The organism is Pseudomonas sp. GW821-FHT07F05, assembly GCF_059418765.1.
This window is the reverse complement of the sequence record NZ_JBWKQL010000002.1, coordinates 190,346-216,577: the sequence shown is the minus strand read 5'-3', so window position 1 is coordinate 216,577 and position 26,232 is coordinate 190,346. Positions and strand designations below refer to the sequence as shown.

Annotated in this window: 27 protein-coding genes, 3 tRNA genes and 1 pseudogene; 19 read left to right on the top strand and 12 right to left on the bottom strand. The window is 61.7% G+C overall.

The window, feature by feature from the left end:
* Positions 1-88 precede the first annotated feature (88 nt).
* Positions 89-1,411, bottom strand: coding sequence for an OprD family porin (locus AC07RO_RS05225; protein WP_495085447.1), 1,323 nt, complete (start codon positions 1,409-1,411; stop codon positions 89-91).
* Positions 1,412-2,048: 637 nt separating this feature from the next.
* On the opposite strand from AC07RO_RS05225, the pseudogene AC07RO_RS05220 reads away from it, so the two are divergent.
* The 5 genes and pseudogenes from AC07RO_RS05220 to ada form a co-directional block, all read left to right on the top strand.
* Positions 2,049-2,558, top strand: a pseudogene (locus tag AC07RO_RS05220) (MCP four helix bundle domain-containing protein); the annotation flags it as partial.
* A gap of 72 nt (positions 2,559-2,630) precedes the next feature.
* Positions 2,631-3,686: a methyl-accepting chemotaxis protein gene (locus AC07RO_RS05215; protein ID WP_495085742.1), complete on the top strand. Its 1,056-nt coding sequence runs from the start codon at positions 2,631-2,633 to the stop codon at positions 3,684-3,686.
* Positions 3,687-3,908: 222 nt separating this feature from the next.
* Entirely contained in the window at positions 3,909-4,295 is a 387-nt protein-coding gene (gene copC, locus AC07RO_RS05210) for a copper homeostasis periplasmic binding protein CopC (RefSeq protein WP_192173942.1), read from the top strand.
* 4 nt (positions 4,296-4,299) lie between these two features.
* Positions 4,300-5,163 carry a copper homeostasis membrane protein CopD gene (gene copD / locus AC07RO_RS05205; RefSeq protein ID WP_495085446.1) on the top strand — a complete coding sequence of 288 codons (864 nt, stop codon included), beginning with the start codon at positions 4,300-4,302 and terminating at the stop codon, positions 5,161-5,163.
* A gap of 96 nt (positions 5,164-5,259) precedes the next feature.
* On the top strand, positions 5,260-6,357 hold the full coding sequence (gene ada, locus AC07RO_RS05200; RefSeq protein WP_495085445.1) for a bifunctional DNA-binding transcriptional regulator/O6-methylguanine-DNA methyltransferase Ada: 1,098 nt from the start codon (positions 5,260-5,262) through the stop codon (positions 6,355-6,357).
* 56 nt (positions 6,358-6,413) lie between these two features.
* On the opposite strand, the gene AC07RO_RS05195 is transcribed toward ada, so the two are convergent.
* Entirely contained in the window at positions 6,414-6,689 is a 276-nt protein-coding gene (locus AC07RO_RS05195; protein WP_495085444.1) for a type II toxin-antitoxin system RelE/ParE family toxin, read from the bottom strand.
* Positions 6,689-6,961, bottom strand: coding sequence for a CopG family ribbon-helix-helix protein (locus AC07RO_RS05190; RefSeq protein WP_192173946.1), 273 nt, complete (start codon positions 6,959-6,961; stop codon positions 6,689-6,691). The genes AC07RO_RS05195 and AC07RO_RS05190 overlap by 1 nt, the downstream gene beginning before the upstream one ends.
* A 234-nt stretch (positions 6,962-7,195) precedes the next feature.
* Between AC07RO_RS05190 and AC07RO_RS05185 the strand changes: the two genes are divergently transcribed.
* Both AC07RO_RS05185 and AC07RO_RS05180 read left to right on the top strand, forming a co-directional pair.
* A complete protein-coding gene (locus AC07RO_RS05185; protein WP_282372338.1) occupies positions 7,196-7,645 on the top strand; it encodes an Xre family toxin-antitoxin system antitoxin in 450 nt (149 codons plus the stop codon).
* On the top strand, positions 7,645-8,088 hold the full coding sequence (locus AC07RO_RS05180; protein ID WP_495085443.1) for an RES family NAD+ phosphorylase: 444 nt from the start codon (positions 7,645-7,647) through the stop codon (positions 8,086-8,088). Before AC07RO_RS05185 ends, AC07RO_RS05180 begins: the two co-directional genes overlap by 1 nt.
* On the opposite strand, the gene acuI is transcribed toward AC07RO_RS05180, so the two are convergent.
* Positions 8,089-9,072 carry an acrylyl-CoA reductase (NADPH) gene (gene acuI, locus AC07RO_RS05175; RefSeq protein WP_495085442.1) on the bottom strand — a complete coding sequence of 328 codons (984 nt, stop codon included), beginning with the start codon at positions 9,070-9,072 and terminating at the stop codon, positions 8,089-8,091.
* Between the two features lie 48 nt (positions 9,073-9,120).
* Positions 9,121-9,759 carry an acrylate utilization transcriptional regulator AcuR gene (acuR, locus tag AC07RO_RS05170; RefSeq protein ID WP_495085441.1) on the bottom strand — a complete coding sequence of 213 codons (639 nt, stop codon included), beginning with the start codon at positions 9,757-9,759 and terminating at the stop codon, positions 9,121-9,123.
* 91 nt (positions 9,760-9,850) lie between these two features.
* On the opposite strand from acuR, the gene AC07RO_RS05165 reads away from it, so the two are divergent.
* From AC07RO_RS05165 to AC07RO_RS05135, 7 genes are all read left to right on the top strand, one after another.
* On the top strand, positions 9,851-10,927 hold the full coding sequence (locus AC07RO_RS05165) for an NAD(P)H-dependent flavin oxidoreductase (protein ID WP_495085440.1): 1,077 nt from the start codon (positions 9,851-9,853) through the stop codon (positions 10,925-10,927).
* Positions 10,928-11,092: 165 nt separating this feature from the next.
* Positions 11,093-11,860 carry a molybdate ABC transporter substrate-binding protein gene (gene modA / locus AC07RO_RS05160; protein WP_495085439.1) on the top strand — a complete coding sequence of 256 codons (768 nt, stop codon included), beginning with the start codon at positions 11,093-11,095 and terminating at the stop codon, positions 11,858-11,860.
* A complete protein-coding gene (gene modB, locus AC07RO_RS05155; protein ID WP_495085438.1) occupies positions 11,861-12,547 on the top strand; it encodes a molybdate ABC transporter permease subunit in 687 nt (228 codons plus the stop codon).
* The gene (gene modC, locus AC07RO_RS05150) at positions 12,544-13,632 is read left to right on the top strand and encodes a molybdenum ABC transporter ATP-binding protein (RefSeq protein WP_495085437.1); all 1,089 of its coding nucleotides are present in this window, start codon (positions 12,544-12,546) and stop codon (positions 13,630-13,632) included. Before modB ends, modC begins: the two co-directional genes overlap by 4 nt.
* Before the next feature lie 96 nt (positions 13,633-13,728).
* Entirely contained in the window at positions 13,729-14,799 is a 1,071-nt protein-coding gene (locus AC07RO_RS05145; protein WP_282372348.1) for a DNA topoisomerase IB, read from the top strand.
* The gene (locus AC07RO_RS05140; protein WP_346625953.1) at positions 14,796-14,969 is read left to right on the top strand and encodes a hypothetical protein; all 174 of its coding nucleotides are present in this window, start codon (positions 14,796-14,798) and stop codon (positions 14,967-14,969) included. The genes AC07RO_RS05145 and AC07RO_RS05140 overlap by 4 nt, the downstream gene beginning before the upstream one ends.
* A 37-nt stretch (positions 14,970-15,006) precedes the next feature.
* Positions 15,007-17,673, top strand: a complete 2,667-nt coding sequence (locus AC07RO_RS05135) for an excinuclease ABC subunit UvrA (RefSeq protein ID WP_495085436.1) — start codon at positions 15,007-15,009, stop codon at positions 17,671-17,673.
* Between the two features lie 46 nt (positions 17,674-17,719).
* On the opposite strand, the gene AC07RO_RS05130 is transcribed toward AC07RO_RS05135, so the two are convergent.
* A tRNA-Leu gene (locus tag AC07RO_RS05130) sits at positions 17,720-17,806 on the bottom strand.
* A gap of 231 nt (positions 17,807-18,037) precedes the next feature.
* On the opposite strand from AC07RO_RS05130, the gene sodC reads away from it, so the two are divergent.
* Complete coding sequence (sodC, locus tag AC07RO_RS05125; protein WP_495085435.1) at positions 18,038-18,556, top strand: superoxide dismutase [Cu-Zn] SodC; 519 nt, start codon at positions 18,038-18,040, stop codon at positions 18,554-18,556.
* A 168-nt stretch (positions 18,557-18,724) separates the two neighbouring features.
* Here the strand turns inward: sodC and AC07RO_RS05120 are convergent.
* From AC07RO_RS05120 to AC07RO_RS05095, 6 genes are all read right to left on the bottom strand, one after another.
* Positions 18,725-18,798, bottom strand: a tRNA-Cys gene (locus AC07RO_RS05120).
* Positions 18,799-18,843: 45 nt separating this feature from the next.
* Positions 18,844-18,919, bottom strand: a tRNA-Gly gene (locus AC07RO_RS05115).
* Between the two features lie 61 nt (positions 18,920-18,980).
* Positions 18,981-19,541 (bottom strand): CDP-diacylglycerol--glycerol-3-phosphate 3-phosphatidyltransferase, encoded by a 561-nt coding sequence (gene pgsA, locus AC07RO_RS05110; RefSeq protein WP_065990459.1) that lies wholly within the window; start codon positions 19,539-19,541, stop codon positions 18,981-18,983.
* A 32-nt stretch (positions 19,542-19,573) separates the two neighbouring features.
* On the bottom strand, positions 19,574-21,397 hold the full coding sequence (gene uvrC / locus AC07RO_RS05105; protein ID WP_133774984.1) for an excinuclease ABC subunit UvrC: 1,824 nt from the start codon (positions 21,395-21,397) through the stop codon (positions 19,574-19,576).
* Positions 21,398-22,042, bottom strand: a complete 645-nt coding sequence (gene gacA, locus AC07RO_RS05100; protein WP_065990451.1) for a response regulator transcription factor GacA — start codon at positions 22,040-22,042, stop codon at positions 21,398-21,400.
* Between the two features lie 191 nt (positions 22,043-22,233).
* Positions 22,234-22,584, bottom strand: a complete 351-nt coding sequence (locus AC07RO_RS05095; RefSeq protein WP_346630441.1) for a helix-turn-helix domain-containing protein — start codon at positions 22,582-22,584, stop codon at positions 22,234-22,236.
* Between the two features lie 81 nt (positions 22,585-22,665).
* On the opposite strand from AC07RO_RS05095, the gene AC07RO_RS05090 reads away from it, so the two are divergent.
* The 4 genes from AC07RO_RS05090 (at position 22,666) to AC07RO_RS05075 (ending at position 26,140) form a co-directional block, all read left to right on the top strand.
* Positions 22,666-22,896 carry a DNA-binding protein gene (locus AC07RO_RS05090; protein ID WP_192173961.1) on the top strand — a complete coding sequence of 77 codons (231 nt, stop codon included), beginning with the start codon at positions 22,666-22,668 and terminating at the stop codon, positions 22,894-22,896.
* 586 nt (positions 22,897-23,482) lie between these two features.
* The gene (locus AC07RO_RS05085; RefSeq protein WP_495085434.1) at positions 23,483-24,568 is read left to right on the top strand and encodes a 3-deoxy-7-phosphoheptulonate synthase; all 1,086 of its coding nucleotides are present in this window, start codon (positions 23,483-23,485) and stop codon (positions 24,566-24,568) included.
* Between the two features lie 301 nt (positions 24,569-24,869).
* Entirely contained in the window at positions 24,870-25,751 is an 882-nt protein-coding gene (locus tag AC07RO_RS05080) for an esterase/lipase family protein (RefSeq protein WP_495085433.1), read from the top strand.
* 107 nt (positions 25,752-25,858) lie between these two features.
* On the top strand, positions 25,859-26,140 hold the full coding sequence (locus tag AC07RO_RS05075) for a peptidylprolyl isomerase (RefSeq protein WP_122624576.1): 282 nt from the start codon (positions 25,859-25,861) through the stop codon (positions 26,138-26,140).
* Positions 26,141-26,232 lie beyond the last annotated feature (92 nt).

The following is a 26,232-nucleotide window of genomic DNA, read 5'->3' as shown; positions in this document are numbered from 1 at the left end:
GCCAGTGACGGAAGCAAAAAAGCCAGGCCTCCTTTCGGACAGCCTGGCTTTCTTGGGCAGCGGGGATTCAAATCACCCCGCCTCCCGATCAGAAAATATTGATCGGATAATCGGCAATCAAACGAAATTCCTTCACGTCGCCGTCAGGCTGATCGCCGTTGGCGGTGTGCCAGGCCTGACGCATGCGCAGGGACAAATCCTTCGCCGGGCCGGACTGCACGACATACTTCGCTTCAAGGTTGGTTTCGTGGTGGTCGCCGTCATCGCCATAACCGGTGTAAGTGCTGTTCGATGGAATATGGGACCCATCGATGTCGTCACCGTGGATATAACGAACCATGAAACTTAGCCCCGGCGCGCCGTAACTCGCCATGTTCAGGTCATACCGCGCCTGCCAGGACTTTTCCCCCGGGCCGTTGAAGTCGGAGTACTGAACCGAGTTGGCCAGCAGTATGGAATCGCCGGTGTCGCCCGCGCCGTTATTACCAAAGGCCACATAATCGAACGGCGTGTCGCCATGCACTTTCTGGTAGGCCAGGGTCACGGTATGTGCGGTCAGGAATGAATAGGCCGCCGCCAGCGACCAGGTCGTGTTGCTGATATCGCCCGCCTTGGCGGCACCGCTGTCGTTGGTGCGATAGATATTGAAATCGAAGTTCAACGACTGCTGATCAGAGATCGGCAAGGTGTAGTTGGCATTGCCGTAGTACTGATGCCAGACATCCTTGAGGTCCGAGCCGTAAAGGCTGACCGACAGATTATCGGTGAGCGCATATTTGCCGCCGGCGTAGTCAATGCTGCTGGCTTCGACGTTGGCATACGCCGCCCAGATACCGTGATCATTGTTGGTGGTGATCGGGCCGTTGCTGCCGGTGAAGTGGCCGCCGTCGAGTTCCAGGTTGGCGATGTCGCTGCTCAGCAGGTTAAAGCCAGTGGCGGTTTGCGGGAACAGGCGTGAGCCGCCCGCGGCAAACACTGGCGCCTGGGGCTGCAGATTGCCGTAGCGCAATTCAGTCTTCGAGATGCGCATCTTCAGCGCCCCGCCGGCTGTGCCGTATTCATCCTGGGCATTGCCATGGCTGTCCACTGGCAGGTTGCCAGTGCCGGTGGTCCCGCCACCGCCATCCAGTTTCAGGCCCCAGTAACCGTAGGCATCAACGCCAAAACCCACGGTGCCCTGGGTGAAGCCGGAGCTGAAGTTACCCAGCACGCCCTGGGTCCAGTCCTTGCTGTCGTCCTTGCCGTTTTTGTTGTCCCGGTTGAAATAATAGTTCTTCAGGTGAACGGTCAGACTGCTGTCGTCGACGAAGCCCTTGGCCTCCGATTGATCACTGACAACTGCTGCCGTTGCCAGTTGACTGACGCCCAGCGATACCGCCAGCGTCATCAGATTCCATTTCACGAAAGTCATTGTTATCCCCTGTCTCGATTAAGGCCCAGCGCGTGCGCCCCCGAATGCGGGGCACTGTTTCAAGTTGACACGACGATTCAGCGCTGAAGCGGGCGTTGCGGCAGATGGAAGCGAAACACACATGCCAGTGACTGGACGGCTGTTCCAGCCAATGGAGCACATTGATTATTGTTGATGCACGTTCTGGCCAGGTTATACCACGCACTTGAAGGCCGAAAATCTTGTAGCACTATCCGACCGGCGGGATTCCCAACGAGTCTTGATAGTCACTATCAATCTTCGTAATAGTCGAAAACTTTAAGCCAGTGTTACCGTCATCGGCGATGAAGAACACGACTCAATTGCCGGATGACTCCGCAGCATCAGGCAATCGAATCATGCTCCGCTTCATCATTCCTTTGGTAAGACTTTTAGCCACCTCACGTCAGTGCGGTGGCTTTTTTTATGCCCGCGTTCTACCGGACGTTCGCGACATGTCCCCGAACACCCAACGACGGAAAAATTCCTTGTAAAAGGACCAACGGACTCTATTGCTTTAATAGCGAAAATATTTCGACACCGCGCTGGAAACTCCGATATAAAGCGCACCAAGTAATAGCGTTCTAATATCACGAACGCCATCATTTCAGGTGCCCCTATGTTCAAAGATCTTTCAATCGCCAAGCGCCTGGGACTGGGCTTCGGGCTTGTCCTCGCGCTGATGATTCTCGTCACCCTGGTGGGCGTTAACAGGGTTCATCTGATGGAATCCGCCCTGACCGACGTCAGTGAGGACGCCACCGTCAAACAGCGCTACGCGATCAACTTCCGCGGCAGCGTGCATGACCGCGCCATTGCCCTGCGCGATGCCGTGCTGGTGCGCAACGACGCAGGCCTTGCCACGCACTTGCGTGACATTGAGCGCCTGGACGGCCTTTATCAGGCCTCGGCCGCGCCCATGGACCGCATCTACCAGACCAAGGGTGCGTCGCCCCGTGAGCAGGAGCTGCTGGCCAACATCAAGACCGCCGAACGCACGGCACTGAGCGCCACCGAGAAACTGCTGAAGCTGCGTCAGCAAGGCGAGATCGACCAGGCCCAGACATTGCTGATGGAGCAAGTGTCCGGCGCCTACAAAGACTGGCTCGCCCGTATCAACGCACTGATTGACCTCGAAGAAGCGTCCATTGGCGGGCACATCACTTCGGTACGAGCCACGGCCTCGCAATTCGCTTCGCTGATGCTGCTGGCTACCGGCATCGCCGTGGTGTTGGGCATCATTGCCTCGCTGCTGATCATCCGCAGCCTCAAGTCGACCCTCGGCGCCGAACCCCACCAGGTCGCGGCTTCAATCCGTCGTCTGGCGGCCGGCGAGCTGACCGACAAGATTGAAACGTCCTATCCCGACAGCGTCATGGGTGCGCTCAAGGCGACCAACCTGCACCTGTCGGCCACCATCACCGAAGTACGCTCTGCCGCATCAGCGTTGACCCACTCCTCCGCCCAATTGCTGTCCAGTTCCGACAGCAACAGCGAGCAGATGCGCCTGCAAGCCAGTGAAACCCAGCAGATGGCGACGGCGATCAATCAGATGGCCACCACCGTAAAAGAAGTCGCGGGCTACGCCGACCAGGCCGCCAATGCCACCCAGACGGCTGACCATGAAGTCGAAAACGGCAAGCGCGTGGTCGAAGGCACTGCCCAGGCAATGGACCAACTGGCGCGCAAGCTGGAAAGCGCCGCTGACTCGGTGGGCCAGGTGTCCAGCGACAGCCGCGCCATCGAAAACGTGGTGGCGGTGATCAACTCCATCGCCGAACGCACCAACCTGTTGGCCCTCAACGCTGCCATCGAGGCCGCCCGCGCCGGTGAAGCGGGCCGCGGTTTCGCCGTAGTGGCCGACGAGGTTCGTTCTCTGGCCAATCGCACTCAGGAATCAACCCAGGAAATACGCGACATGGTCGGCCAGTTGCAAACGGGTGCGGTGAAGACCGCCGACCTGATGCGCGAAAGCCGCGAAATGGCCCAGCGCACCGTCGAGCAGACCCACGAAGCGCAAACCGCGCTGGTGAAGATTCGCCACGAAGTCGGCGCGCTCAACGACATGAACGCGCAGATCGCCAGCGCCGCCGCGCAGCAACGGGCGGTGGCCGATGACGTCAGCGTCAACATCAACCGCATCCACGATTCCGCACTGGAAACTGCGGTCGGCTCCAATCAGGTCGCACGCTCCAGCCGCGAGCTGTCGACCCTGGCCGACGTGCTCACCGACCGCGTGAGCTTCTTCAAGGTCTGAGCCTGCAAGGCTGCGTCGTTCAGGCGACGCAGCCATTTACGCCATCACCCCGCCGCCCAAGTTTCCTCGTTAAAGACGTCTTGATTCCGACGCTGCCCCCGGCTTAATCGCTGGAGTCCTTCTGCACTTTCTGGTCTAGTAGCGATCCGATCATCGCGAGTCGACTGCCGTCGATTCCATCATCCATTCGCTGCAACTGCCGCCCTAGCAAAGGTCCCGCCGATGTCTGCCCACCGTTTCAAGCACGCCCTCTCCTGCCTGTCCCTGCTGGCCTGTCTGACCTCCACTGCCGCCTTCGCCCACGCCCATCTTGAAAGCCAGCAGCCGGCTGCCGACAGTGAAGTGAGCGCACCCAAAGAGCTGCGCCTGATCTTCTCCGAAGGCGTCGAGGACACCTTCACCAAAGTCGTGATCAGCCTGGACGCACCCGATACGCCGACTGAAATCATCCAGACGCGCAACGTCGAAACCGACCCCAACGACAAAAAAGTCCTGATCGTGACCCCGGCCGTGCCGATGGTCCCGGGCAAATACAAGGTGGAATGGCACGCCGTGTCAGTGGACACCCACAAGAGCGAAGGCACCTATCGCTTTCAGGTGACGCCATAACCCCATGCACGAAGGACTGATCCTGTGCCGGTTCATCCACTTCGGCGCAGTGCTGTCGCTGTTCGGGATCGGTGCGTTCCGCAGCCTGTTGTTTGTCCCGCACCTGCGCCCTTTTGAGGCCAGCCCCGCGGGAGGTCCGCTGAGTCGACTGCTCGGCTGGCTTGCCGTTGTGGCCTTGGCGAGCGCAGTGGCCTGGCTGATGCTGACGGCTGCTTACCTGAGCAGTGACTGGAGCAGCGCAATCGATCCGTCCACGGTCGGGCGGGTACTCGGCAATACCTGGTTCGGGCACGTGTGGATTGTCCATCTGTTGTTGAACGCGCTGGTTGTCATCCTCCATCGCCGGGCGAAGCCGAGGGTCATGCTGGTCCTCAATGCCCTGTTGCTGATGACCCTGGCGCCGGTCGGTCACGGCGCGATGTTTGACGGGCTGAAAGGCCAGTTGTTGATCCTCAATCAGATGCTGCACCTGCTCGGCGTCGGCACCTGGCTCGGCGGGTTATGGATGCTGGCCTGGCTGCTGAGGGCTGATCATGGCGTCGATCTCGCGGCGGCATTGCGGCGTTTCAGTGGCATCGGTTACGGGCTGGTGGCGGTGATCATCGCCACGGGCCTGATCAACGTTCGTGCGCTCAGCGGCGGGTTCTGGCCTGAACCTGCGTTTGCCGGGTTTGGCCTGGTGCTGGCCGTCAAAGTCGTGATGGTGCTGGGTATGCTGGCGCTGGCGGCGCTGAACCGACAATTGGCGCGGGCGGCTGATCTGCCGGTTCAGCGCCTGAAGTTGAGCGTGTTTCTGGAATGCCTGTGTGGCGCCGGTGCGCTGGCCGCGGTGTCGTTGCTCGGCACCTTGCCGCCGATGCTGGGCTGAATCTGAGCATGAGAGTTTGAACGCAAGAGTCGGGGTGTCGGCCTCCCTCGATGCGGCTAACGTACAGACCACCGAACCGTCAGAGAGCCGCCGCAAATGAGCCGCCAGCCGCGTAATCCGTCACCCGAAAGCGTCGAGCTCGACCCGCGCTGGAGCGCCGTGTTGTCCCGGGACGCCAGCGCCGACGGGCTGTTTGTCTACGGGGTACGCACCACCGGCGTCTACTGCCGTCCGAGCAGCAGCGCGCGCTTGCCTCGCCCGGAAAACGTGGTGTTCTTTGACAGTGCCACCGAGGCCGAAGCCGCCGGGTTTCGCCCGAGCAAACGCGCCGCCGCCGACCGCACCGGTCTGGCTGAGCAGCGTGCTGCCGTGGTCGCTGGCGCCTGTCGACTGATCGCCGAAGCGGAGTTGCTGCCGACCCTCGCCGAGCTGGCCGTCCACGCCGGCATGAGCCCCTGGCATTTCCACCGCGTGTTCAAAGCCGTCACCGGCCTGACACCCAAGGGCTACGCCAATGCCCACCGCGCCGACAAGGTGCGCAGCAAACTGACGGACAGCGGGCGCATCACCGACGCCCTGTACGACGCCGGTTTCAATTCCAACAGCCGCTTTTACGAAGCCAGTGCCGGATTGCTGGGCATGAGCCCCACCGACTACCGCAAGGGCGGCGCCGCGCTGGAGATTCGGTTTGCCGTCGGCGAGTGCTTTCTCGGTGCGATTCTGGTGGCCCGGAGTCCGCGCGGCGTGTGCGCCATTCTGCTGGGCGATGACCCCAATCGATTGGTGCAAGACCTCCAGGATCAGTTTCACAGCGCCACGCTGATCGGCGGCGATGCCGACTTCGAGCGGCTCATGGCTGAGGTGGTCGGGTTTATCGAGGCGCCGAAGCTGGGCCTGAACCTGCCACTGGATTTGCAGGGCACGGCGTTTCAGCAGCGGGTGTGGCAGGCCCTGGCGCAGATACCGCCGGGCACGACCGCCAGTTACGCACAAATCGCCCGGCAAATCGGTGCGCCGACCGCCAGTCGTGCGGTCGCCCTCGCCTGCGGGGTAAACCGGATTGCCGTGGCAATTCCCTGTCACCGGGTGGTGCGCAGCGATGGCGCGTTGTCGGGTTATCGTTGGGGGGTGGAGCGCAAGCGCGCGTTGCTCACTCGTGAAGGTCAAGGAACGGAACCACAGCATTCACGCTGAGCTATTTTGATTGGTTTCAGCCCAGCTCAAACTTCAGTTCCGCTGCTTCCACGATCCTATCGATCCTCGCGGGTGTGCCACAGACGCAGCAGATAGATTATGGAATTGGCTATCTCGTAGCGCATCTCGTAATGGCCGATCTGGATTCTGCGCACATCCCTCGGTTCAAATTCTTCAAGGCGTTCGCCGATGCGTGGATTAACGAGCAGCGTAGTCGGTGCTGCCGTGAGTTGCTGCACGGTTCGTGCGGCGGCAGGCTGATTGGCCGCTGCCAGAAACTCATAGAGCCGGGCAATGTCGGAAAGCGCCTTGCTCGTCCACTTCAGTTCCATCAGTGTGGAACCGGCAACGGCGTGTCGGTGCTAAGGCTATCAGCCCAGGCCTGAACGGTCTGGTGGTCAATTACGTGACCAGCATCGACATCAGCCAATGCCTCGCGAGTCAGGCGACTGCGCTCTTCTTCCTGATCTATCCAGGCGGACAGGGCCTGTTTGACGATCCAGTTTTTGGAGCGTTCCAGCCGCTCCGCCATCAAATCGACTTTTTGTGCCAACGCCTCAGGAACGTGAGCCGTCACCGATCGGGTCTTTGCGGAAGTTGCCATGATAGGACGGTCCTGATTAGAGAGTGATTTAAAGTTAATCATAGTGAGTCATTAAAAATCGTCAAGAAAAGGGTCAGCTGTCGGATTGCGCTGTACGCCATCCGTTAGGCGTTTCCGGCTAAAGCCGGCTCCACTAGGGAAGCAAAGCATGCAAACGCCGGTAACAGCTTCGCGCTTGAGAAACCCTGACAGCGGCGTAAGGTCCCTGCACCGGATCTCACAAGGAGCATGGACGTGCCTTCGACTCTTCAAGCAGCGATAACCGACACCGCCCCCTCATTCTGGTTGATCGCCGACCAGCTCAACGCACGCAACGAAACCGAGCGGCTGGACTACATCCGCTCGGGCTTCCCGCCCGGCTGGGTCAAGGTGCTGCGCAATGCCTTCCGCCTCAGCAACAGCCAGCTCGAAGCCTTATTGGCAACTTCGGTCTCCACGCTGGAGCGCCGCCAGCGTCAGCAACGACCGCTGGACATCGTCGGCTCCGAACGCCTCGACCGGGTCGCCGCCCTCGCCACCCACGCCGCCGAACTCTTCGAAGACCAGAACACCGCCCGCCGCTGGATGATTGCGTCCAACCGCGCGCTCAACGGGCAGACGCCCATTGCCCTGTGCGAAACCGAAATCGGCGCACGCCAGGCACGTCGGGTGCTCAGCGCCTTGCAGCACGGCGGGGTCGTCTGATGCAGGCCTGGAGGATCAGCAAGGCAAATGCCGCGAACGATCTGTCCGGCACCGGCGCCGCGCAGTTCGGCGGGCGCTGGAATCATGCCGACCAGCCTGCGGTCTACCTGGCGCTGAGCGCGTCAGGCTGCGCGCTGGACACCCTCGTCCAGTGCGCGAGCCTGCCGCAGCCGGGTTTCCAGCTGGTTCACCTGCAGTTGCCGGATGACCCGGCACTGTATTGGCAGCCTGCCCTCGCCCAACTGCCGCCCGGCTGGGACGTCACGCCGGCGGACAGACCCAGCATGGATTTCGGCAGCGCCTGGCTGGAACGGCGTGAGCAACTGGGTTTGATCGTGCCCTCCGCAATCATCACCCACACGCGCAACCTGCTGCTCAACCCCCGTCACCCCGCCATGGCGCAGGTCAGGGTGCTGGACGTGCGCCCTTTGACCTGCGGCTGATCAGCGCTGGGTGTCGACCACGATTCTGCCGCGCACCTGCCCGTCCATGAGCTGGTGTGCGGTTTCAATCACCTCACTCAAGCCGATCTCCCGGCTGATCAATGGCAGCAGCGAGACATCGAGATCCCGGGCCAGACGCGCCCAGGCGTCGATGCGGTCCTGGCGCGGGCGCATGACGCTGTCGATGCCGGCCAGCGTTACACCTCGCAGAATGAACGGCGCCACCGATGCCGGAAAGTCCATCCCCTGGGCCAGGCCGCAGGTCGCCACCGTGCCCCAGTACCGTGTGCTGGCGCAGATATTGGCGAGCGTGTGACTGCCCACCGAATCAATCGCCCCGGCCCAGCGCTCTTTGGCCAACGGGCGGCCGGGCTCGGCAAGGGTCGCGCGGTCGATGATGTCAGCGGCGCCGAGGGACGTCAGGTATTCGCTCTCGCTCACGCGGCCGGTGGAGGCCACGACGCGATAACCGAGCTTGGCCAGCAACGCAATGGCGAAACTGCCGACACCGCCGTTGGCCCCGGTCACCAGCACCTCGCCCTTGTCCGGCGTCACGCCGTTTCTCTCCAGTGCCATGATTGCCAGCATCGCGGTGTATCCCGCCGTGCCGATGGCCATAGCCTGCGCCGGTGTAAAGGCGCTGGGCAGCGGGATCAGCCATCTGCCTTGCAGCCGCGCCTTCTGTGCCAAGCCACCCCAATGACCTTCCCCCACGCCCCAGCCGTTCAGTAACACCTGATCGCCAGGTTTGAAGTCCGGGTCGCGGCTGTCCTCGACGGTGCCGGCCAGATCCACGCCGGGCACCATTGGGAACTGCCGCACGATCGGCCCTTTGCCGGTGATCGCCAGGCCGTCCTTGTAATTCAGCGTGCTGTGGCTGACGCGCACCGTGACGTCGCCCTCGGGCAACTGACCGTCATTGATGTCCGCCAGCTCGGCACGGTAGCCGTTGTCGTCTTTGTTGATCAGGATGCCTTTGAACATTGCCCCTCTCCTATTTAGACCGCTCGTCTATAACCAGACCTGAAAACATCAGCGCGGCAAGCCGCGCAGAAATCCGATGATGAAGGTGTTGAGCGGCTGCTCGTTCTGCACCAGTCGAGCCCGCAGCACGGCGCCCTCCCAGCCGATCCAGAAATACGCCGCCAGTTCTGAACAATCCGTGCGCGCTGGCAGTTCCCCTGCGGCAATCGCCGCCTTGAAGCAGACCGTCAGGCGCGCCTGCCAATCGAGGAAAACCTTCTCCAGGGCCTCGCGGAAACCCGTTGGCAGGACGCTCACTTCCTGGCCCATGTTGCCGACCAGACAGCCGCGGCGGAACTCATGGCGGGCGATGTTGACCTTTGATTCCTGAACGAACGCGGCCAGCCGCTCCAGTGGCGACAGGGTTTCATCCAGCAGCCAGCGATCAAGGCGCCGGGCAAAGTAGCCGGCGTAGCTGTCGAGCACCGCGAGGCCGAACACCTCTTTGCTGGCGAAGTAATGGTAGAAAGAGCCTTTGGGCACGCCGACGCGCTTGAGGATGCCGTCAATGCCTGTGGCCATGAAGCCCTGCTCGGTCAGCACCTCGACGCCGCAACGGATCAGCGCCTCGCGGGTGTCGAAGTCATCGGGGCGCGCCACTTTAGGCGGGCGGCCGGGGCGTCGTGGTTTTGCAATGATGTCGTTCATGGGGTTGCATATTAGACCGAGCGTCTATTAAATCAACCGCAACTTTCAAATGCTGCTTTTTAACAGCCTTTTCGCTATGGAGACTCTGCCGATGATCGCCTGGCCCGACACCCGCCTGCTCAAACTGCTGGACATCGAACTGCCCATTCTGCAAGCACCCATGGCCGGTGCGTCCGGCTCGGCAATGGCCGTCGCGGTCGGCAAAGCCGGTGGCCTGCCCTCGCTGCCCTGCGCCATGCTCACCCGCGCGCAGATTCGCGAAGAAGTGGCGCGAATACGCGCGAGCACTCACGCGCCGCTTAACCTGAATTTCTTCTGCCACTCGACTCCGCCCGCCGATCCGCAGGCGGATGCCGATTGGAAAAACCTGCTCAAGCCCTATTACGACGAACTGGGTGCAGACTTCGACGCGCCGACGCCCACGTCCAACCGCGCACCGTTTGACGAAGCGGCCTGCGCCTTGATCGAAGAACTGAAGCCTGAAGTGGTCAGCTTCCATTTCGGTCTCCCCGAGGCTGCGCTGCTGGCGCGGGTGAAGGCGACTGGCGCGAAGGTGTTGTCTTCTGCAACCACGGTTGAAGAAGCGATTTGGCTCGAAGCACGGGGTTGCGATGCGATCATCGCCATGGGCTACGAGGCCGGTGGGCATCGCGGCATGTTCCTCAGCGATCAGCTTCACACCCAGGTCGGGACCATGGCGCTGGTGCCGCAGATTGTCGATGCCGTGAGGATTCCGGTCATCGCGGCCGGTGGCATTGCCGACAGTCGCGGGATTGCCGCTGCGTTCATGCTCGGCGCGTCAGCGGTTCAGATCGGCACCGCGTATCTGTTTACCCCGGAAGCCAAGACTTCCGCGCTGCATCAGTCGGCACTGAGCCGAGCGCAGGATAGCCAGACCGCTATCACCAACATTTTCACCGGCCGCCCGGCCCGGGGCATCGTCAACCGCATCATGGCTGACATCGGACCCATGGCCGATGCCGCGCCGGCCTTCCCCACAGCGGGCGGCGCGTTGATGCCGCTGCGCAGCAAGGCCGAAGCCCGGGGCGACGACGGTTTCATGAACCTCTGGGCGGGTCAGGCAGTGGGCATCAAGCACTCGCTGTCGGCGGAAGAACTCACCCGGACGCTGGCCATCGGCGCCCTGGAACGGCTGGCCGGGCGCTGAGCCGGTGACTTAAGCCGCCGATTTAAAACGCAGCGCGGCAAGATCCGGCTTCCGCGCAGGGAAGAGTCGCTATATATTTCGCTGCATAGCGTTTGACCGGCGTCCGGTTGGCGTTCTTCCTCACCCCCGTTTGCCACACCCCGTTCCCCACCCCGGAGCCGTTCCATGCGCGCAGTTTCACACCGCTTGACCCTCACCTCACTGGCCGTCGCCTTTGTCGCGCTGTCCTCGGGCACAGCGTTTGCCGATGAAGTCCAGGTGGCCGTCGCGGCCAATTTCACCGCGCCGATCCAGGCCATCGCCACGGATTTTGAAAAGGATACGGGCCATAAACTCGTGGCCTCGTTCGGCGCGACCGGACAGTTCTACACCCAGATCAAAAATGGCGCGCCGTTCGAAGTCTTCCTCGCCGCCGATGACACCACCCCGGCGAAACTTGAAAGCGAAAACGAGACGGTGAAAGGCTCGCGCTTCACCTATGCCGTTGGCACCCTGGCGCTGTGGTCGGCCAAAGACGACTACGTCGACGACAAAGGCCAAGTGCTCAAAGACGGCAAGTTTGAACACCTTTCGATTGCCAACCCGAAAGCCGCTCCGTACGGCCTCGCCGCCACTCAGACCCTGGACAAACTGGGCCTGACTGACTCGACCAAAAGCAAGATCGTCGAAGGCCAGAGCATCGCCCAGGCCTATCAGTTCGTGCAGACCGGCAACGCGGAACTGGGTTTCGTCGCTCTCTCCCAGGTGTTCAAGGACGGCAAGCTGACCGGCGGCTCGGCGTGGATCGTTCCGGCCAACCTGCATGAACCCATCAAGCAGGACGCCGTGATCCTCAACAAGGGCAAGGACAACGCCGCCGCCAAGGCGCTGATGGACTACCTCAAGGGCCCGAAAGCCGCCGCGATCATCAAGTCCTACGGGTACCAGCTGTAAATGCTGCTGGGCAGTGCCGACCTCGCGGCCATCTGGCTGACGCTGAAACTGGCGTCCCTGACCACCGTGATTCTGCTGATCGTCGGCACGCCCATCGGGCTGTGGCTGTCGCGCACCCGCTCATGGCTGAAAGGCCCGATCGGCGCGGTGGTGGCATTGCCGCTGGTGTTGCCGCCCACGGTGATCGGCTTTTATCTGTTGCTGTTGCTCGGGCCGAACGGCGCGGTCGGGCAACTGACTCAGAGCCTGGGGCTCGGCACGCTGACGTTCAGTTTCACCGGGTTGGTGATCGGCTCGGTGCTGTATTCCCTGCCGTTCGTGGTTCAGCCCTTGCAGAACGCTTTCGCCGCCATCGGCTCGCGCCCCCTTGAAGTGGCGGCCACGTTGCGCGCAGGCCCTTGGGACACGTTCTTCTCGGTGATCCTGCCGCTGGCGCGCCCTGGCTTTATCACCGGGGCGATTCTGGGTTTCGCTCACACCGTGGGTGAGTTTGGCGTGGTGCTGATGATCGGTGGCAACATCCCGGAGAAAACCCGGGTCGTGTCCACGCAAATCTATAACCACGTCGAATCCATGGAATACGCCCAGGCCCATTGGCTGGCCGGGGCGATGCTGGTGTTTTCCTTTGTGGTGCTGCTGGCGCTGTACTCCAGCGGCAAGGCGCGTTCGGCGTGGAGCGGCGCATGAGCGCGAACATTGAAGTGCGCTTCAAGGTCGACTACGCCGAGTTCGCTCTGGACGTCGACCTCAATCTGCCCGGTCGCGGCGTCACGGCGCTCTACGGCCATTCCGGTTCTGGCAAAACCACTTGCCTGCGTTGCATCGCCGGGCTGGAAAAGGCAGCCGACGGTTATATCCGTGTCAACGGCGAGGTCTGGCAGGACAGCGCCAACCATTTTTTTCTCCCCCCACACAAACGCCCCTTGGGCTACGTGTTCCAGGAAGCCAGCCTGTTTCCGCACCTCGACGTCGAGGGCAATCTGCGTTTCGGCCTCAAGCGCATCCCCGAGCGCGACAGGCGTATCACGCTGCAACAAGCGACGTCATTGCTGGGCATCGATCATCTGCTCAGCCGCGCGCCCGACAAACTCTCCGGCGGCGAGCGTCAGCGGGTCGGCATCGCCCGGGCGTTGCTGACCAGCCCGCGCCTGCTGTTGATGGACGAACCCCTGGCGGCGCTGGATGCGCAACGCAAGAGCGAAATCCTGCCGTACCTCGAACGCCTCCATGACGAGCTGGATATTCCGGTGATCTACGTGAGTCACGCCCAGGATGAAGTGGCTCGACTGGCTGATCATCTGGTGCTGCTCAGCGACGGCAAAGCACTGGCCAGCGGCCCCATCGGCGAGACCCTGGCGCGGCTGGATCTGCCGCTGGCGATGGGCGACGACGCGGGCGTGGTCATCGAAGGCAGCGTGCTGGCCTATGACGCTGCGTATCAGCTCATCACCGTCCAACTGCCGCGTAGCCAGTTGAGCATCCGCGTCGCCCACTCGGCATTGCTGCCCGGCAAGCCGCTGCGTCTCAAAGTGCAGGCGCGGGACGTGAGCCTGAGTCTGCAACCCGACGCTCAAAGCAGCATCCTCAATCGCCTGCCGGTCACGGTCATCGAAGAGATCGCCGCTGACAACACCGCCCATGTGCTGGTCCGCCTCGATGCCGACGGCTCGCCGCTGCTGGCGCGGATCACCCGCTATTCCAGGGATCAGCTGCAATTGGCACCGGGTCAACGGCTGTGGGCGCAGATCAAGTCGGTGGCGCTGCTGGCCTAGGCCCGATCCATCGCACTCGTCAGAACGCAATTATTCGGCACGACTGCGCAGCGCCACGGTCAATGCAAAAAGACCCCGCGTTCAGGACTGCCTTTCATGCCGGACACAATTCACAGCGAAGACCTGCCCAAAGATCTGCACTACGTCGACGACAGCCAGCCCGGATTCAGCCGCAAGATCCTGCGCGGCAAGTTCGCCTATTTCGACATCGACGGCCAGCGCATCCGCGACGAGGACGAGATCAAGCGCATCAACGCGCTAGTGATCCCCCCGGCTTACAGCGACGTGTGGATCTGCGCCGACCGCCAGGGCCATCTGCAAGCCACTGGCCGCGACGCCCGCGGGCGCAAGCAGTACCGCTATCACCCGCGTTGGCGCGAGATCCGCGACGAGAACAAATACTCGCGGATGATCGCCTTCGGCCAGGCGCTGCCCAAGGTGCGCAAGCAGCTGGAAACGCAACTGGCGAAACCCGGCATGGGCCGCGAGAAGGTCATGGCGGCGGTGCTGTCATTGCTGGACCAGACGCTGATCCGCATCGGCAACAGCCAGTATGCCCGGGACAACCGCTCCTATGGGCTGACCACGCTGCGCAACAAACATGTCGACGTGAAGGGCAGCAAGATCTACTTCGAGTTTCGCGGCAAGAGCGGCGTCGAGCACCGGCTCAGCGTCACCGACCGACGCCTGGCCAACATCATCAAACGCTGCATGGAATTGCCCGGCCAGAACCTCTTCCAGTACCTGGACGACGACGGCCAGCGGCATACCGTGTCCTCCCACGATATCAACCAGTACTTGCACACACTGACCGGCGCCGATTTCACCGCCAAGGATTACCGCACCTGGGCCGGCAGCGCGATGGCGCTGGCGACCCTGCGCAAGCTGCACTGGGAACCGGAGGCGGACGCGAAGAAACACGTCGTGTCCATGGTCAAGGAAGTCGCCCGATTGCTGGGCAACACCCCGGCCGTCTGCCGCAAGTGCTACATCCACCCGGCCGTGCTGGAAGCCTTCGCCATGGGCGAACTGGCCAAGCTGCCGCGCATCCGCCAGCGCAAGGGCCTGCGTCTGGAAGAAGTGGCGCTGGCCGGTTTCCTTCAGGGCCTGCAGGCCGCCGAGGTCATTCGTGAAGCATCCGAAGAACTGACAGGAGAAACAGCATGACCCCCCATGACGCTCATATTCCCGGTGAAAAACTCAACGACCCGGACGCGCGCCCCGCTGACGTGGCCGACGACCGCGACCGCACCGACGATGTGCGTGAAGACGAGCCGCTGACCGGCGGCGACCACGATGACGCCGGGCACACCCCCAAGGTGCCCCTCGCCGAGTAAACCCGTTCTTGCATTTCAGGATTCAAAGGCCTCACCCATGACCACACCGCCGCACCTGACAGACGACGCCCGCCCTTCTTCCTTCACCGTAGATGCCGACCGTCCCGGATTCGTCCGGGTTCGCGGTGCCCGCGAGCACAATCTCAAGGACGTGGACGTCGACATCCCCCGCGACGCGCTGGTGGTGTTCACCGGCGTGTCGGGGTCGGGTAAATCCTCGCTGGCGTTCTCCACCCTGTACGCCGAAGCCCAGCGCCGCTATTTCGAATCCGTCGCGCCCTACGCCCGACGCCTCATCGACCAAGTGGGCGTGCCCGACGTCGACTCCATCGAAGGCCTGCCGCCCGCCGTTGCACTGCAGCAGCAACGGGGTACGCCGAGCACGCGCTCTTCGGTCGGCAGCGTGACCACCCTGTCCAGCCTGATCCGCATGCTCTATTCCCGCGCCGGCACCTATCCGCCGGGCCAACCCATGCTCTACGCCGAGGACTTCTCGCCCAACCTGCCCCAGGGCGCCTGCCCCGAGTGCCATGGCCTGGGCCGGGTCTATGAGATTCCCGAAGAACTGATGGTGCCGGACGATTCGCTGACCATCCGCCAGCGCGCTATCGCCGCATGGCCCTTGGCCTGGGGCGGTCAGAACCAGCGCGACATCCTCGTGACCCTGGGTTACGACGTCGACACCCCGTGGCGCGACCTGCCGAAAAAGGACCGCGACTGGATTCTGTTTACCGACGAACAGCCCAACGTACCGGTCTACGCCGGCCTGACGCCTGAAGAGACGCGTCTGGCGATCAAGCGCAAGGTCGAGCCGAGCTACCAGGGCACCTTCACCGGCGCCCGCCGCTACGTGCAGCACACCTTCGCCACCACGCAGAGCGCGCTGATGAAAAAGCGCGTCTCGCGGTTCATGCGCGGCAGCCCTTGCCCGCTGTGCGATGGCAAACGCTTGAAGCGCGAAGCGCTGTCGGTGACCTTCGCCGGCCTCGATATCGGCGAGCTGGCGCAGATGCCGCTGCTGCGGTTGGCCGAGGTCTTGCGCCCCGTGGCAGCCGGCGTCTTCGATGATGAAGATCGCGACAGCGCCGTGCTGGATCGCGAGCAGATGGCCAAGGCGAAAAAGAAGCGGGTCAGTGCAGGCGGCGCGGCCCACGACGCCGCGCCCGACGTACGCGCGACGCCCAACCTGTCTGTCGAAAAGCGCCTCGCCGCTCAGCGCATTGCGCAGGATCTCTTGGCGCGGGTCAGCACCCTCACCGAGCTGGGGCTCGGTTACCTGGCGCTGGATCGCAGCACGCCGTCGCTGTCGTCCGGCGAACTGCAGCGCCTGCGCCTTGCGACGCAATTGGGTTCGCAACTGTTCGGCGTGATCTACGTGCTGGACGAGCCGTCGGCGGGTCTGCACCCGGCGGACAGCGAAGCCCTGTTTACAGCGCTGCAGCAGCTCAAGGCGTCCGGCAATTCGCTGTTCGTCGTCGAGCATGACCTGGAAACCATGCGCCGCGCCGACTGGCTGATCGACGTCGGCCCCGCCGCCGGGGAGCATGGCGGGCACGTGCTGTACAGCGGCCCTCCCGCAGGCCTGGCCGAGATCGAGGCGTCGCAAACTCGGCGGCATCTGTTCGCCGAACACACGGAGTTGCGCGCCGCAAGAAGGCAGCCCACTGACTGGCTGCGCCTGGAAGGCATCACCCGCAACAACCTCAACGAACTGAGCGCAAAGTTTCCGCTGGGCTGCTTCACATCCGTGACCGGCATCTCCGGCTCGGGCAAATCCAGCCTGGTCAGCCAAGCGCTGCTGGAACTGGTGGGCGCGGAGTTGGGACGCCCGGTCGCGGAAGTCGAAGCGGAAGAATCCAGCCTCGAAGACGACGCGCCGCAACCCACCGGCGGGCACATCGCTGGCGGATTAAGCGCGATCAAGCGTCTGGTGCAGGTCGACCAGAAACCCATCGGCCGCACCCCTCGCTCCAACCTGGCGACCTACACCGGGCTGTTCGACAACGTGCGCAAACTGTTCGCCGCGACGCCCGATGCGCAGAAGGCCGGCTACGACGCCGGACAGTTCTCGTTCAACGTCGCCAAAGGCCGCTGCCCGGTGTGCGAGGGCGAAGGATTCGTCAGCGTTGAATTGCTGTTCATGCCCAGCGTTTACGCGCCCTGCCCGACCTGCCATGGTGCGCGCTACAACCCGGACACCCTGGCCATCAAGTGGGACGGCTTGAGCATCGCCGACGTGTTGCAGCTGACGGTTGAACAAGCGGTGGACGTCTTCGCCGAACAACCCGGCGTGCTGCGCTCGCTGACTGTGCTGCGTGATATTGGTCTGGGCTATCTGCGCCTCGGTCAGCCTGCGACTGAACTGTCCGGCGGCGAGGCCCAGCGCATCAAACTGGCGACGGAGCTACAGCGCAGTCAGCGCGGCGCCACGTTGTATGTCCTCGATGAGCCGACCACGGGCCTGCACCCCACTGATGTGGATCGGCTGCTGACGCAGTTGAATGCGTTGGTGGATGCAGGCCATAGCGTCGTTGTGGTCGAGCATGAAATGCGCGTGGTTGCCCAAAGTGACTGGGTGATCGACATCGGCCCGGGGGCTGGGGACAAGGGTGGGAATGTTGTAGCGTGTGGTACGCCTGAACAGGTTGCGGATGTGCCAGAGAGCCGGACGGCGCCGTTTTTGCGGAAGGTTTTGAAGGGGTGAAACGAAAAAGGCACTTGAGGTTGCCCTCAAGTGCCTTTTTTCTGAATGGTGCCCCGAGCCGGGGTCGAACCGGCACATCCTTTCGGACGACGGATTTTAAGTCCGGTGTGTCTACCAATTTCACCATCAGGGCGGTAGCACATATCAACCTTGACCATCGCGAGCCATGTCGCGAGGCCTGCTGACAAGAGTGGGGAATATATACACCCTAAGCCCGGGAGGCAAGTTCAAAGCTTTCGGATTCAATTGGTTACGTTTGTTTACCGTCGCAATCTCGATACCTTGTCTATGCTCTCTCCCAGCGAAGGGTGACACGCTCGCGCAGCTGTCCTGCCCTTCTTTTGACAAACTGAATGAGGTGTCTATGAAATCCGCTTTGTGGCTTGGCCTGATTGGAGCATTTTCGGTGAGCGCTCAGGCGGCGTCGCTCAATGTCCCAATGAACCTGGTGAGCGCCGATGGCGCCCCACAGCCTGTTGGCGAGGTCAATATCAGCGAGACCGCTTACGGGCTGGTGTTCACCCCCGAGCTGAAATCTTTACCTACCGGCATTCACGGTTTTCATGTTCACGAAAAAGCGAGTTGCGATTCGGGCATGAAAGACGGCAAAAAAGTCGCGGCACTGGCAGCAGGCGGCCATTTTGACCCAGCCAGTACCGCCAAGCATCTGGGGCCATACGGCGATGGCCACATGGGTGATCTGCCGGCGGTCTACGTCAATGCCGATGGTGTGGCCAACTATCCTGTGCTTGCACCACGCCTGAAGAAAATTGCCGACATCAAAGGCCACGCGCTCATGATCCATGTGGGCGGCGACAACCATTCGGATATGCCGATGCCATTGGGCGGTGGCGGTGATCGCATGGCGTGCGGTGTTATCTGAAGGCACTCAACTGCCTGGGCTCAGCTGAGCCGATGACAGAGAAGAGTGGCGTGGGATGTGAGCTCTCGCTTCAAGGTAACGGAAGTGATGAGCAGAGTTGCGGAAGTGATTCACTGAACGCCATCCACAAAAAAGCCCGTAAGACGTTGATCTTACGGGCTTTAAATGTGGAGGCCGAGGTCGGAATCGAACCGGCGTAAGCGGATTTGCAATCCGCGGCATAACCATTTTGCTACTCGGCCTCAAACGCTCAACGATCCAACCACTACCGCTAAACGCATACAAACTGGAGCGGGAAACGAGACTCGAACTCGCGACCCCGACCTTGGCAAGGTCGTGCTCTACCAACTGAGCTATTCCCGCTTTGTGTGGGCGCCATTCTATACACTCAAATGAACCCGTCAACCCCTTGATTTAAAAATACTTATTTTTCATCTGTGGTCGTGCGCAGATGCGGCCATGCCGCGCGCAGGTATTGCACCATCGACCAGAGCGTAAGGCCCGCCGCGATCATCAGCAGTACGTAACCCAACACCACCCAGAAGGTAAACGCAGGCGGGTTGGCAAGCAGGATGACCAGCGCAAGCATTTGCGCAGCGGTTTTCCATTTGCCCAGGTTCGACACGGCTACCTGTGCCCGTGCCCCCAGCTCGGCCATCCACTCGCGAAGCGCCGAGATGACAATCTCGCGGCCGATAATCACAGCGGCGGGCAGCGTGAGCCAAAGGTTGGCGTGGGCTTGTACCAGCAACACCAGCGCAACGGCCACCATCAACTTGTCAGCCACCGGATCGAGAAACGCTCCGAACGGTGTGCTCTGCTCCAGGCGTCGTGCCAGGTATCCGTCCAGCCAGTCGGTCGCGGCTGCCAGGGCAAATACCGAACTGGCGGCCATGTAGCTCCAGTGGTACGGCAGATAGAACAACAGAATGAAGATCGGAATCAGCAGGACACGTAATACGGTGATCAGATTAGGGATATTCATCGGCACAACTGGCTACGAGGTGAGCGAGCATTCTACTCGCTGTGCAGGTTTGCATAAATCGACTCTGCGAGCTTTTTGCTGATTCCCGGCGCCTTGGCGATTTCTTCGATGCTGGCCCGGGACAATTCCTGAAGACCGCCGAAATGCTTGAGCAGATCGCGACGGCGGGTCGGGCCCACCCCCGCAACGCCTTCTAGGGTTGAAGTACGACGGGTTTTACCGCGACGCGCACGGTGCCCGGTGATGGCAAACCGGTGAGCTTCGTCGCGGATTTGCTGGATCAAATGCAGCGCGGGGGAATCGCCCTTGAGGGTGAACTCATGGGCCGCATCGTTCAAGTACAGCGTCTCGAAACCGGCCTTGCGTGTAGCGCCCTTGGCGACGCCCAGCAAAATCAGGTCGGGGATCGCCAACTCGTTCATCACGTCGCGGGCCATGCTCAACTGACCCTTGCCGCCGTCCACCAGCAGGATGTCCGGCAATTTGCCCTCGCCGTCCTTGATTCTGCTGAAGCGACGGGTAAGGGCCTGGTGCATGGCGGCGTAGTCGTCCCCCGCCGTGATGCCTTCAATGTTGTAGCGGCGGTAGTCCGACTTGATCGGGCCCTCGGGACCGAACACGACGCACGACGCTACCGTCGCTTCACCGCTGGAATGGCTGATGTCATAGCATTCCAGACGCTGCGGCGGCTCCTCGAGTTTGAGCACTTGGGCCAACGCTTCAAAACGCGCAGTGACGTGCTGGCGATTGGCAAGCCGCGCCATCAGTGCCTGCTCGGCATTGGTCACGGCCAGTTGCTGCCAGCGCGCACGGGTGCCACGCACCCGATGGCTGATGATGATTTCGCGGCCGCGTGAGGCATCGATGGCGTCGATCAGCGCGGGAAAATCCTCGCTGACCACGTTGACGATGACTTCGCCGGGCAATTCGCGCTCGCCACCGCCCAGGAAATACTGGGCCAGGAAAGCGGACATAACCTCGCCCACCTCCTCCTCGATCCCGACCTGGGGGAAGAAATTCTTGCTGCCGAGCACCCGCCCGCCACGCACGCTGATCAGATGCACGCAGGCGCCGCCCGGATTGACGAACGCCGCCACGACGTCAACGTCGCCGGTCCCGCCGTCCATGCTCTGCTGATCCTGGACGCGACGCAGCAGACCGATCTGGTCACGCAGCTCGGCGGCGTGCTCGAAATCGAGGTTCATTGCCGACTTTTCCATCAGCGCATTGAGTTCGTCGGTGAGGGCATTGCTGCGGCCCTCGAGGAACATCACCGAGTGACGCACGTCCTCGTTGTAGATCTGCGGCTCGACCAGGTTCACGCACGGCGCCTTGCAGCGCTTGATCTGGTACTGCAGGCAAGGCCGCGTGCGGTTCTTGTAGAAGCTGTCTTCGCACTGACGAACGTGGAAGGTCTTCTGCAGAATGCTCAGGCTTTCGCGAATGGCGCCGGCGCTGGGGTAAGGCCCGAAGTAGCGGCCCTTGGCCTTTTTAGCGCCACGATGGATGCTCAACCGCGGAAATTCGCCGTCGGACAGGTGCACGTAGGGGTAGGATTTGTCGTCGCGCAGCAGGATGTTGTACGGCGGGCGCGACTCCTTGATCAGGGTTTGTTCCAGCAACAGCGCCTCGGTTTCGTTGGCGGTGATGGTGGTTTCAACCTGAGCGATCCGCGCGACCAATGCGCCTGTTTTCGGGGCGTGGCCGGTCTTGCGGAAATAGCTGGCGAGGCGTTTCTTTAAATTCTTGGCCTTGCCGACGTACAGCAGCTTGCCGTCGATATCGAACATCCGATATACGCCGGGGCGGCCACTGCAGGTGGACAGAAAAGCACTGGGATCAAACGGTTGGGTCATTTATGCGCTGGCGTCGACCATGCCATGACGAACGGCCAGCAGGGCCAGCTCAACGTCACTGCTGATCGACAGCTTCTCGAATATGCGGTACCGGTAGGTATTCACGGTTTTGGGGGACAGGCAAAGCTTGTCGGAAATCGTCTGCACTTTCTGGCAGCCGACAATCATAAGGGCAATCTGGATTTCCCGCTCGGACAAGAGATCGAACGGCGAATTGCTGGTCTGCGGCTGGAACGATTTGAGTGCCAGTTGCTGGGCGATCTGCGGGCTGATGTAGCGCTGCCCCGCGAACACCAGGCGAATGGCCTGAACCATCTCGGTCAGACCCGCGCCCTTGGTCATGTATCCCGCCGCGCCGGCCTGCAGCAGCCGTGTGGGAAACGGATCTTCTTCGCACACCGTCACCGCCACCACCTTCATGTCGGGGTGGCTGCGGATGAGCTTGCGCGTGGCTTCCAGTCCGCCGATGCCAGGCATCTTCACGTCCATCAGCACGACGTCGGGTTTCAGCTCACGGGCCTTCTGCAACGACTCTTCACCGGACTCGGCCTGCCCCACCACCTGCAAGCCTTCGATGTCGGCCAACATGCGCGTGATACCTGTCCGAACCAGATCGTGGTCATCGACAACCAGCACCCTAATCAAGCAGACACCTCACCGAACGATTCATGGCGGCTACCCGCCACGTTAACAAAAGAAAGTACGCGACCTGCTCTGGAGCACTGCTCGTGCATGTGTGCCAGATGATCTACAACGATGCCGACAAGCTATCATCATCGACCGCAAAACTTGATAAAAATCTTCAAACATACGACCGCTGCATCCCTCGCAAAGTCCTAGGGCTTCTTGTCCGGGGCATAGCTGCTCTGGTATTCAGCCAGGGTAGTCGTCAGCCGGCAGATGGCATCCTGCTCTTCCTTGCCGAGGGTGCGGTAACTGCCCACCATCCACTCCTCGTTTTCACTCAGGCTGACGATGGGCACGGGGGTGCGCGACCCCGTCAGCACGTACAACACATCAACACCGCGAAGTGCGACGCGGGCCAGGTAATCGGCCTTGGGCGTGCGCTCGCCGTTTTCATACTTGCCCTGTGCATTGGCTTCCACGCCGCCGATTTCACCGAATGCGCGCTGTGAAAGCCCCAAGCGCTCACGCTCTTCCCTAATTCGGGCACTTATTCCACTCATTTGAATGTATAGCCTTGTTGACATCACCCTTTTGAGTGATAGAATCGAAATAATTTGAACGAACTTGAACGGTTTTGAACTATGCCCGGAATCCGTACTGCCGCACAAGCCAAGGCTTGGCTGGAACAGCAAGGCAAATCGGTTCAAGAGTTTGCCAGGGAGCACAACGTGGACCCGGCGACGACCTATCAAGTGCTGTCCGGGCGAAAGAAGGGACGCCGGGGCGAGTCGCACAAAGTCGCGGTGCTGCTGGGAATGAAGATCGGCGTGATACCGCTTGAAGGCGGCCCTGCGAAAGTGCCTGAGGACTGAATCGGCATTTTGCCGTTTTAACTGCGTCTTGGTAAGCAGCCGGCGTCAATCACCCCGATTGCAATTTCCAATTGAAGAATCCGACGGGTCTGAAGTAAGCTCGGCGGCATTCCACGGAGACAGACCATGTTGCCTTCCCTTTCCACCCAGTTGTTCGTCGCCGACGGTTCACGTCCGGCCGAGCGTGCGGCTGCCTGGAATGCGACAGCATCTATCGCTCCTGCATCTTATTTTTATGGGTATTGGTTTAGCCACTGGCGCGCCTGATACCCACACGGCGCCCTGAACTTCGGGACGCCCACCAGAGATAACTCTCACCCCCGGTCGGCTTCCCGACCGGGGGTTTTGTTTTTCTGGGCCACCCATTTTTGACCGATTGATTTGAGGAACTGCACATGAACCACACCCACTATTACCGCTACGACACCGACTTCGCCTGGCGATTTAGCAACCTCCGTTCGGGACAGCCTGCCGCCTCCGATCGGTCACTGACAGGTGGCAAAGCCCTGCTCACAGCCAATCCGGCCAATTGTCGAACACCCCAGTAGGTCCGCGCGGGAACGCCCGCCGACCAGGAAGCCAGCACATGAATTCGCCCGTCGTCCGCAACACCCTCATCGATCTGCCGTCCAGCGCCGTCACCCTGAATGACAGCTGCCCTGCCCCGAAACGCCTGCCCACGCCGTTCGCGCTGAAACATCAGCTGCCGCTGGACGCTGCCATGACCGCACAGGTCGCCGCCCACCGTCAGTCGATTCGCGCCATTCTCAATGGTGAAGATTCGCGCCTGCTGGTCGTGGTCGGCCCGTGCTCGATCCACGATCCCCATGCCGCCCTTGAATACGCCGAGCGCCTGGCCCGCCTGGCGGCCGAAGTCAGCGACCAGATGCTGCTGGTGATGCGCGCCTACGTCGAGAAGCCCCGCACCACGGTGGGCTGGAAAGGCCTGGCGTACGATCCCTCGCTTGATGGCAGTGACGACATGGCCGAGGGCCTGGTCCTGTCACGGCAGTTGATGCGTGAAATGGTCCGCCTCGGCCTGCCTATCGCCACAGAGCTGCTGCAGCCGATGGCGGCGGGTTACTTCGATGACGTCCTGAGTTGGGTGGCGATTGGCGCAAGAACAACTGAATCGCAGATCCACAGGGAAATGGCCAGCGGCCTCGGCGTGCCCACGGGCTTCAAGAACGGCACCGACGGCGGCATTTCCGTGGCCTGCGACGCCATTCGATCGGCGGCCCACGCGCACCGGCATTTCGGCATGGATTCCCAGGGCCACCCGGCGATTATCGAGACGTCGGGCAATCCCGACACCCACATCGTGCTGCGCGGCGGTCACGGCGGTCCCAACTACGACGCGGCCAGTGTCGCCGCGGTGAATGCCAGCCTGGCGAAGCACCGCATGGCCGCGCGCATCATGGTCGATTGCAGTCACGCCAACAGCGGCAAGGATCCGCTGCGTCAGCCGGCCGTATTCAACGATGTGCTGCAGCAACGACTGGCCGGCGACCGAACACTGATCGGCATGATGCTGGAAAGTCACCTGTTCGAAGGCTGCCAGCCCTTGAGTGCTTCACTCAAATACGGCGTGTCAGTGACGGACGCGTGCCTGGGCTGGGAGTCCACCGAGCGCCTGCTGCGCGATGGCGTGAACAAACTGCGCTACAGGTAACATTTGCATACGGGAAGCCGGTGCCGGCCATGCGTCCGGCTTCCCTCCGCGGCGTCGTCGTTGTCAGCCACCGCCCGTCGCAGCTAAGACGCCGATCGTGGGAAAGCGCCCCACCCACCCGGCGGATTTGGGCCGCAACGGCTGCGCCTTTTCCAGCCTCCCCGGCAACCAAGGCCTGTAGCGGTCAAAGGCCCTCCACAACCTGCCTCGACCGGCGCATTGCCATGCACCGGCGCGCCCTTCCCCTATCACTTCCGCTGGTTAAGCTCGATCCCTCTCCGCCATACAAGGAATGATCGACATGTACAGGGAAGTCACCACCAAGTACCCCCTTTTGCTGGTCCACGGCCTGTTCGGTTTCGACCGGATCGGCAAGGTGGACATGTTCCATGCCATCCCCGAGGCGCTGGAGAAAGCCGGCTGCAGGGTTCATGTGCCGGCGCTGTCCGGCGTCCACGACAACGAAACCCGCGGCGAGCAGTTGATTGACCAGATCGAACGCTTCCTGCGCCGCACCGGTTACCTGAAGGTGAACCTGATCGGACACAGCCAGGGCGCGCTGACCTCCCGCTATGCCGCCGCGCTGCGTCCCGACATCGTGGCGTCGGTCACCTCGGTGAGCGGGCCCAATCACGGCTCGGAAGTGGCCGATCGGGTACGTCGGGCGCTGACGCCCGGGCAAATGCCTGAAGCGGTCGCATCACGGATGACCGCAGGTTTCGCGCATTTTCTTGCGCTGTTGAGCGGCAACGCGGACTTGCCCCAAGACCCGATTCAGGCGCTGGATGCGCTGACCACCGAGGGCGTAGCAGCGTTCAACAGCAAGTATTCCCAAGGGCTGCCATCGACCTGGGGCGGCGAAGGCGCTGAACGCGTCAACGGCGTTCACTATTACTCGTGGAGCGGCTGCATCGACGGATCGCTGTTTTCCGAAGGCCGCAATGCCATGGACCCGCTGCACCTGGCATTGCGCAGTTACGCACTGCTGTTCGAAAAGGAAGCTGCATCCAATGACGGGCTGGTGGGCCGTTTCAGCTCCCACCTGGGCAAGGTGATCCGCTCCGACTACCCGATGGACCACGTGGACTCCATCAATCAAAGTGCCGGTCTGGTGCGCAAGCAGGTCGATCCGGTAAAGCTGTACGTGGACCATGCCGGTCTGCTGTTCAGCAAAGGTCTTTGAGCGATGATGTCGTCTATCACGGCAAGACAAAGGCGCCTGAACTTTCTCGGGAAACGCGACCCTTATTCCGGTACGCTCGTTTCTTTTTTTTCACAGGAGTCATCAAAATGGCCAAAGCCACTGCCCGCCACATCCTCGTATCCAGCGAAGAGAAGTGCAACGAACTCAAAGCTCAGATCGAAGGCGGCGCTGATTTCGCCGAAGTCGCCAAAGAGAACTCCAGCTGCCCGTCCAGCCGTCAAGGCGGCGACCTCGGCTCCTTCGGGCCGGGTCAAATGGTCAAGGAATTCGACACCGTGGTGTTCAGCGCACCGGTGAACGTCGTCCAGGGCCCGGTGAAAACACAGTTCGGTTATCACCTGCTGGAAGTGACCAGCCGCCAGGACTGATCCTCCGCGCTGCTGCACGAACGGCCCGCCCTTGAAAGCGGGCCGTTTGTTTATCGGATCCCTGCTCCAACGCTGTATTGTCCGGTTACAAA

Bases quoted from the DNA above. Each gene is read 5' to 3' on its own strand.
- AC07RO_RS05225 (WP_495085447.1), bottom strand. From the start codon at position 1,411: ATGACTTTCGTGAAATGGAATCTGATGACGCTGGCGGTATCGCTGGGC.
- AC07RO_RS05215 (WP_495085742.1), top strand. From the start codon at position 2,631: ATGCTGCTGGCTACCGGCATCGCCGTGGTGTTGGGCATCATTGCCTCG.
- copC (WP_192173942.1), top strand. From the start codon at position 3,909: ATGTCTGCCCACCGTTTCAAGCACGCCCTCTCCTGCCTGTCCCTGCTG.
- copD (WP_495085446.1), top strand. From the start codon at position 4,300: ATGCACGAAGGACTGATCCTGTGCCGGTTCATCCACTTCGGCGCAGTG.
- ada (WP_495085445.1), top strand. From the start codon at position 5,260: ATGAGCCGCCAGCCGCGTAATCCGTCACCCGAAAGCGTCGAGCTCGAC.
- AC07RO_RS05195 (WP_495085444.1), bottom strand. From the start codon at position 6,689: ATGGAACTGAAGTGGACGAGCAAGGCGCTTTCCGACATTGCCCGGCTC.
- AC07RO_RS05190 (WP_192173946.1), bottom strand. From the start codon at position 6,961: ATGGCAACTTCCGCAAAGACCCGATCGGTGACGGCTCACGTTCCTGAG.
- AC07RO_RS05180 (WP_495085443.1), top strand. From the start codon at position 7,645: ATGCAGGCCTGGAGGATCAGCAAGGCAAATGCCGCGAACGATCTGTCC.
- acuI (WP_495085442.1), bottom strand. From the start codon at position 9,072: ATGTTCAAAGGCATCCTGATCAACAAAGACGACAACGGCTACCGTGCC.
- acuR (WP_495085441.1), bottom strand. From the start codon at position 9,759: ATGAACGACATCATTGCAAAACCACGACGCCCCGGCCGCCCGCCTAAA.
- AC07RO_RS05165 (WP_495085440.1), top strand. From the start codon at position 9,851: ATGATCGCCTGGCCCGACACCCGCCTGCTCAAACTGCTGGACATCGAA.
- modA (WP_495085439.1), top strand. From the start codon at position 11,093: ATGCGCGCAGTTTCACACCGCTTGACCCTCACCTCACTGGCCGTCGCC.
- modB (WP_495085438.1), top strand. From the start codon at position 11,861: ATGCTGCTGGGCAGTGCCGACCTCGCGGCCATCTGGCTGACGCTGAAA.
- modC (WP_495085437.1), top strand. From the start codon at position 12,544: ATGAGCGCGAACATTGAAGTGCGCTTCAAGGTCGACTACGCCGAGTTC.
- AC07RO_RS05145 (WP_282372348.1), top strand. From the start codon at position 13,729: ATGCCGGACACAATTCACAGCGAAGACCTGCCCAAAGATCTGCACTAC.
- AC07RO_RS05140 (WP_346625953.1), top strand. From the start codon at position 14,796: ATGACCCCCCATGACGCTCATATTCCCGGTGAAAAACTCAACGACCCG.
- AC07RO_RS05135 (WP_495085436.1), top strand. From the start codon at position 15,007: ATGACCACACCGCCGCACCTGACAGACGACGCCCGCCCTTCTTCCTTC.
- sodC (WP_495085435.1), top strand. From the start codon at position 18,038: ATGAAATCCGCTTTGTGGCTTGGCCTGATTGGAGCATTTTCGGTGAGC.
- pgsA (WP_065990459.1), bottom strand. From the start codon at position 19,541: ATGAATATCCCTAATCTGATCACCGTATTACGTGTCCTGCTGATTCCG.
- uvrC (WP_133774984.1), bottom strand. From the start codon at position 21,397: ATGACCCAACCGTTTGATCCCAGTGCTTTTCTGTCCACCTGCAGTGGC.
- AC07RO_RS05095 (WP_346630441.1), bottom strand. From the start codon at position 22,584: ATGAGTGGAATAAGTGCCCGAATTAGGGAAGAGCGTGAGCGCTTGGGG.
- AC07RO_RS05090 (WP_192173961.1), top strand. From the start codon at position 22,666: ATGCCCGGAATCCGTACTGCCGCACAAGCCAAGGCTTGGCTGGAACAG.
- AC07RO_RS05085 (WP_495085434.1), top strand. From the start codon at position 23,483: ATGAATTCGCCCGTCGTCCGCAACACCCTCATCGATCTGCCGTCCAGC.
- AC07RO_RS05080 (WP_495085433.1), top strand. From the start codon at position 24,870: ATGTACAGGGAAGTCACCACCAAGTACCCCCTTTTGCTGGTCCACGGC.
- AC07RO_RS05075 (WP_122624576.1), top strand. From the start codon at position 25,859: ATGGCCAAAGCCACTGCCCGCCACATCCTCGTATCCAGCGAAGAGAAG.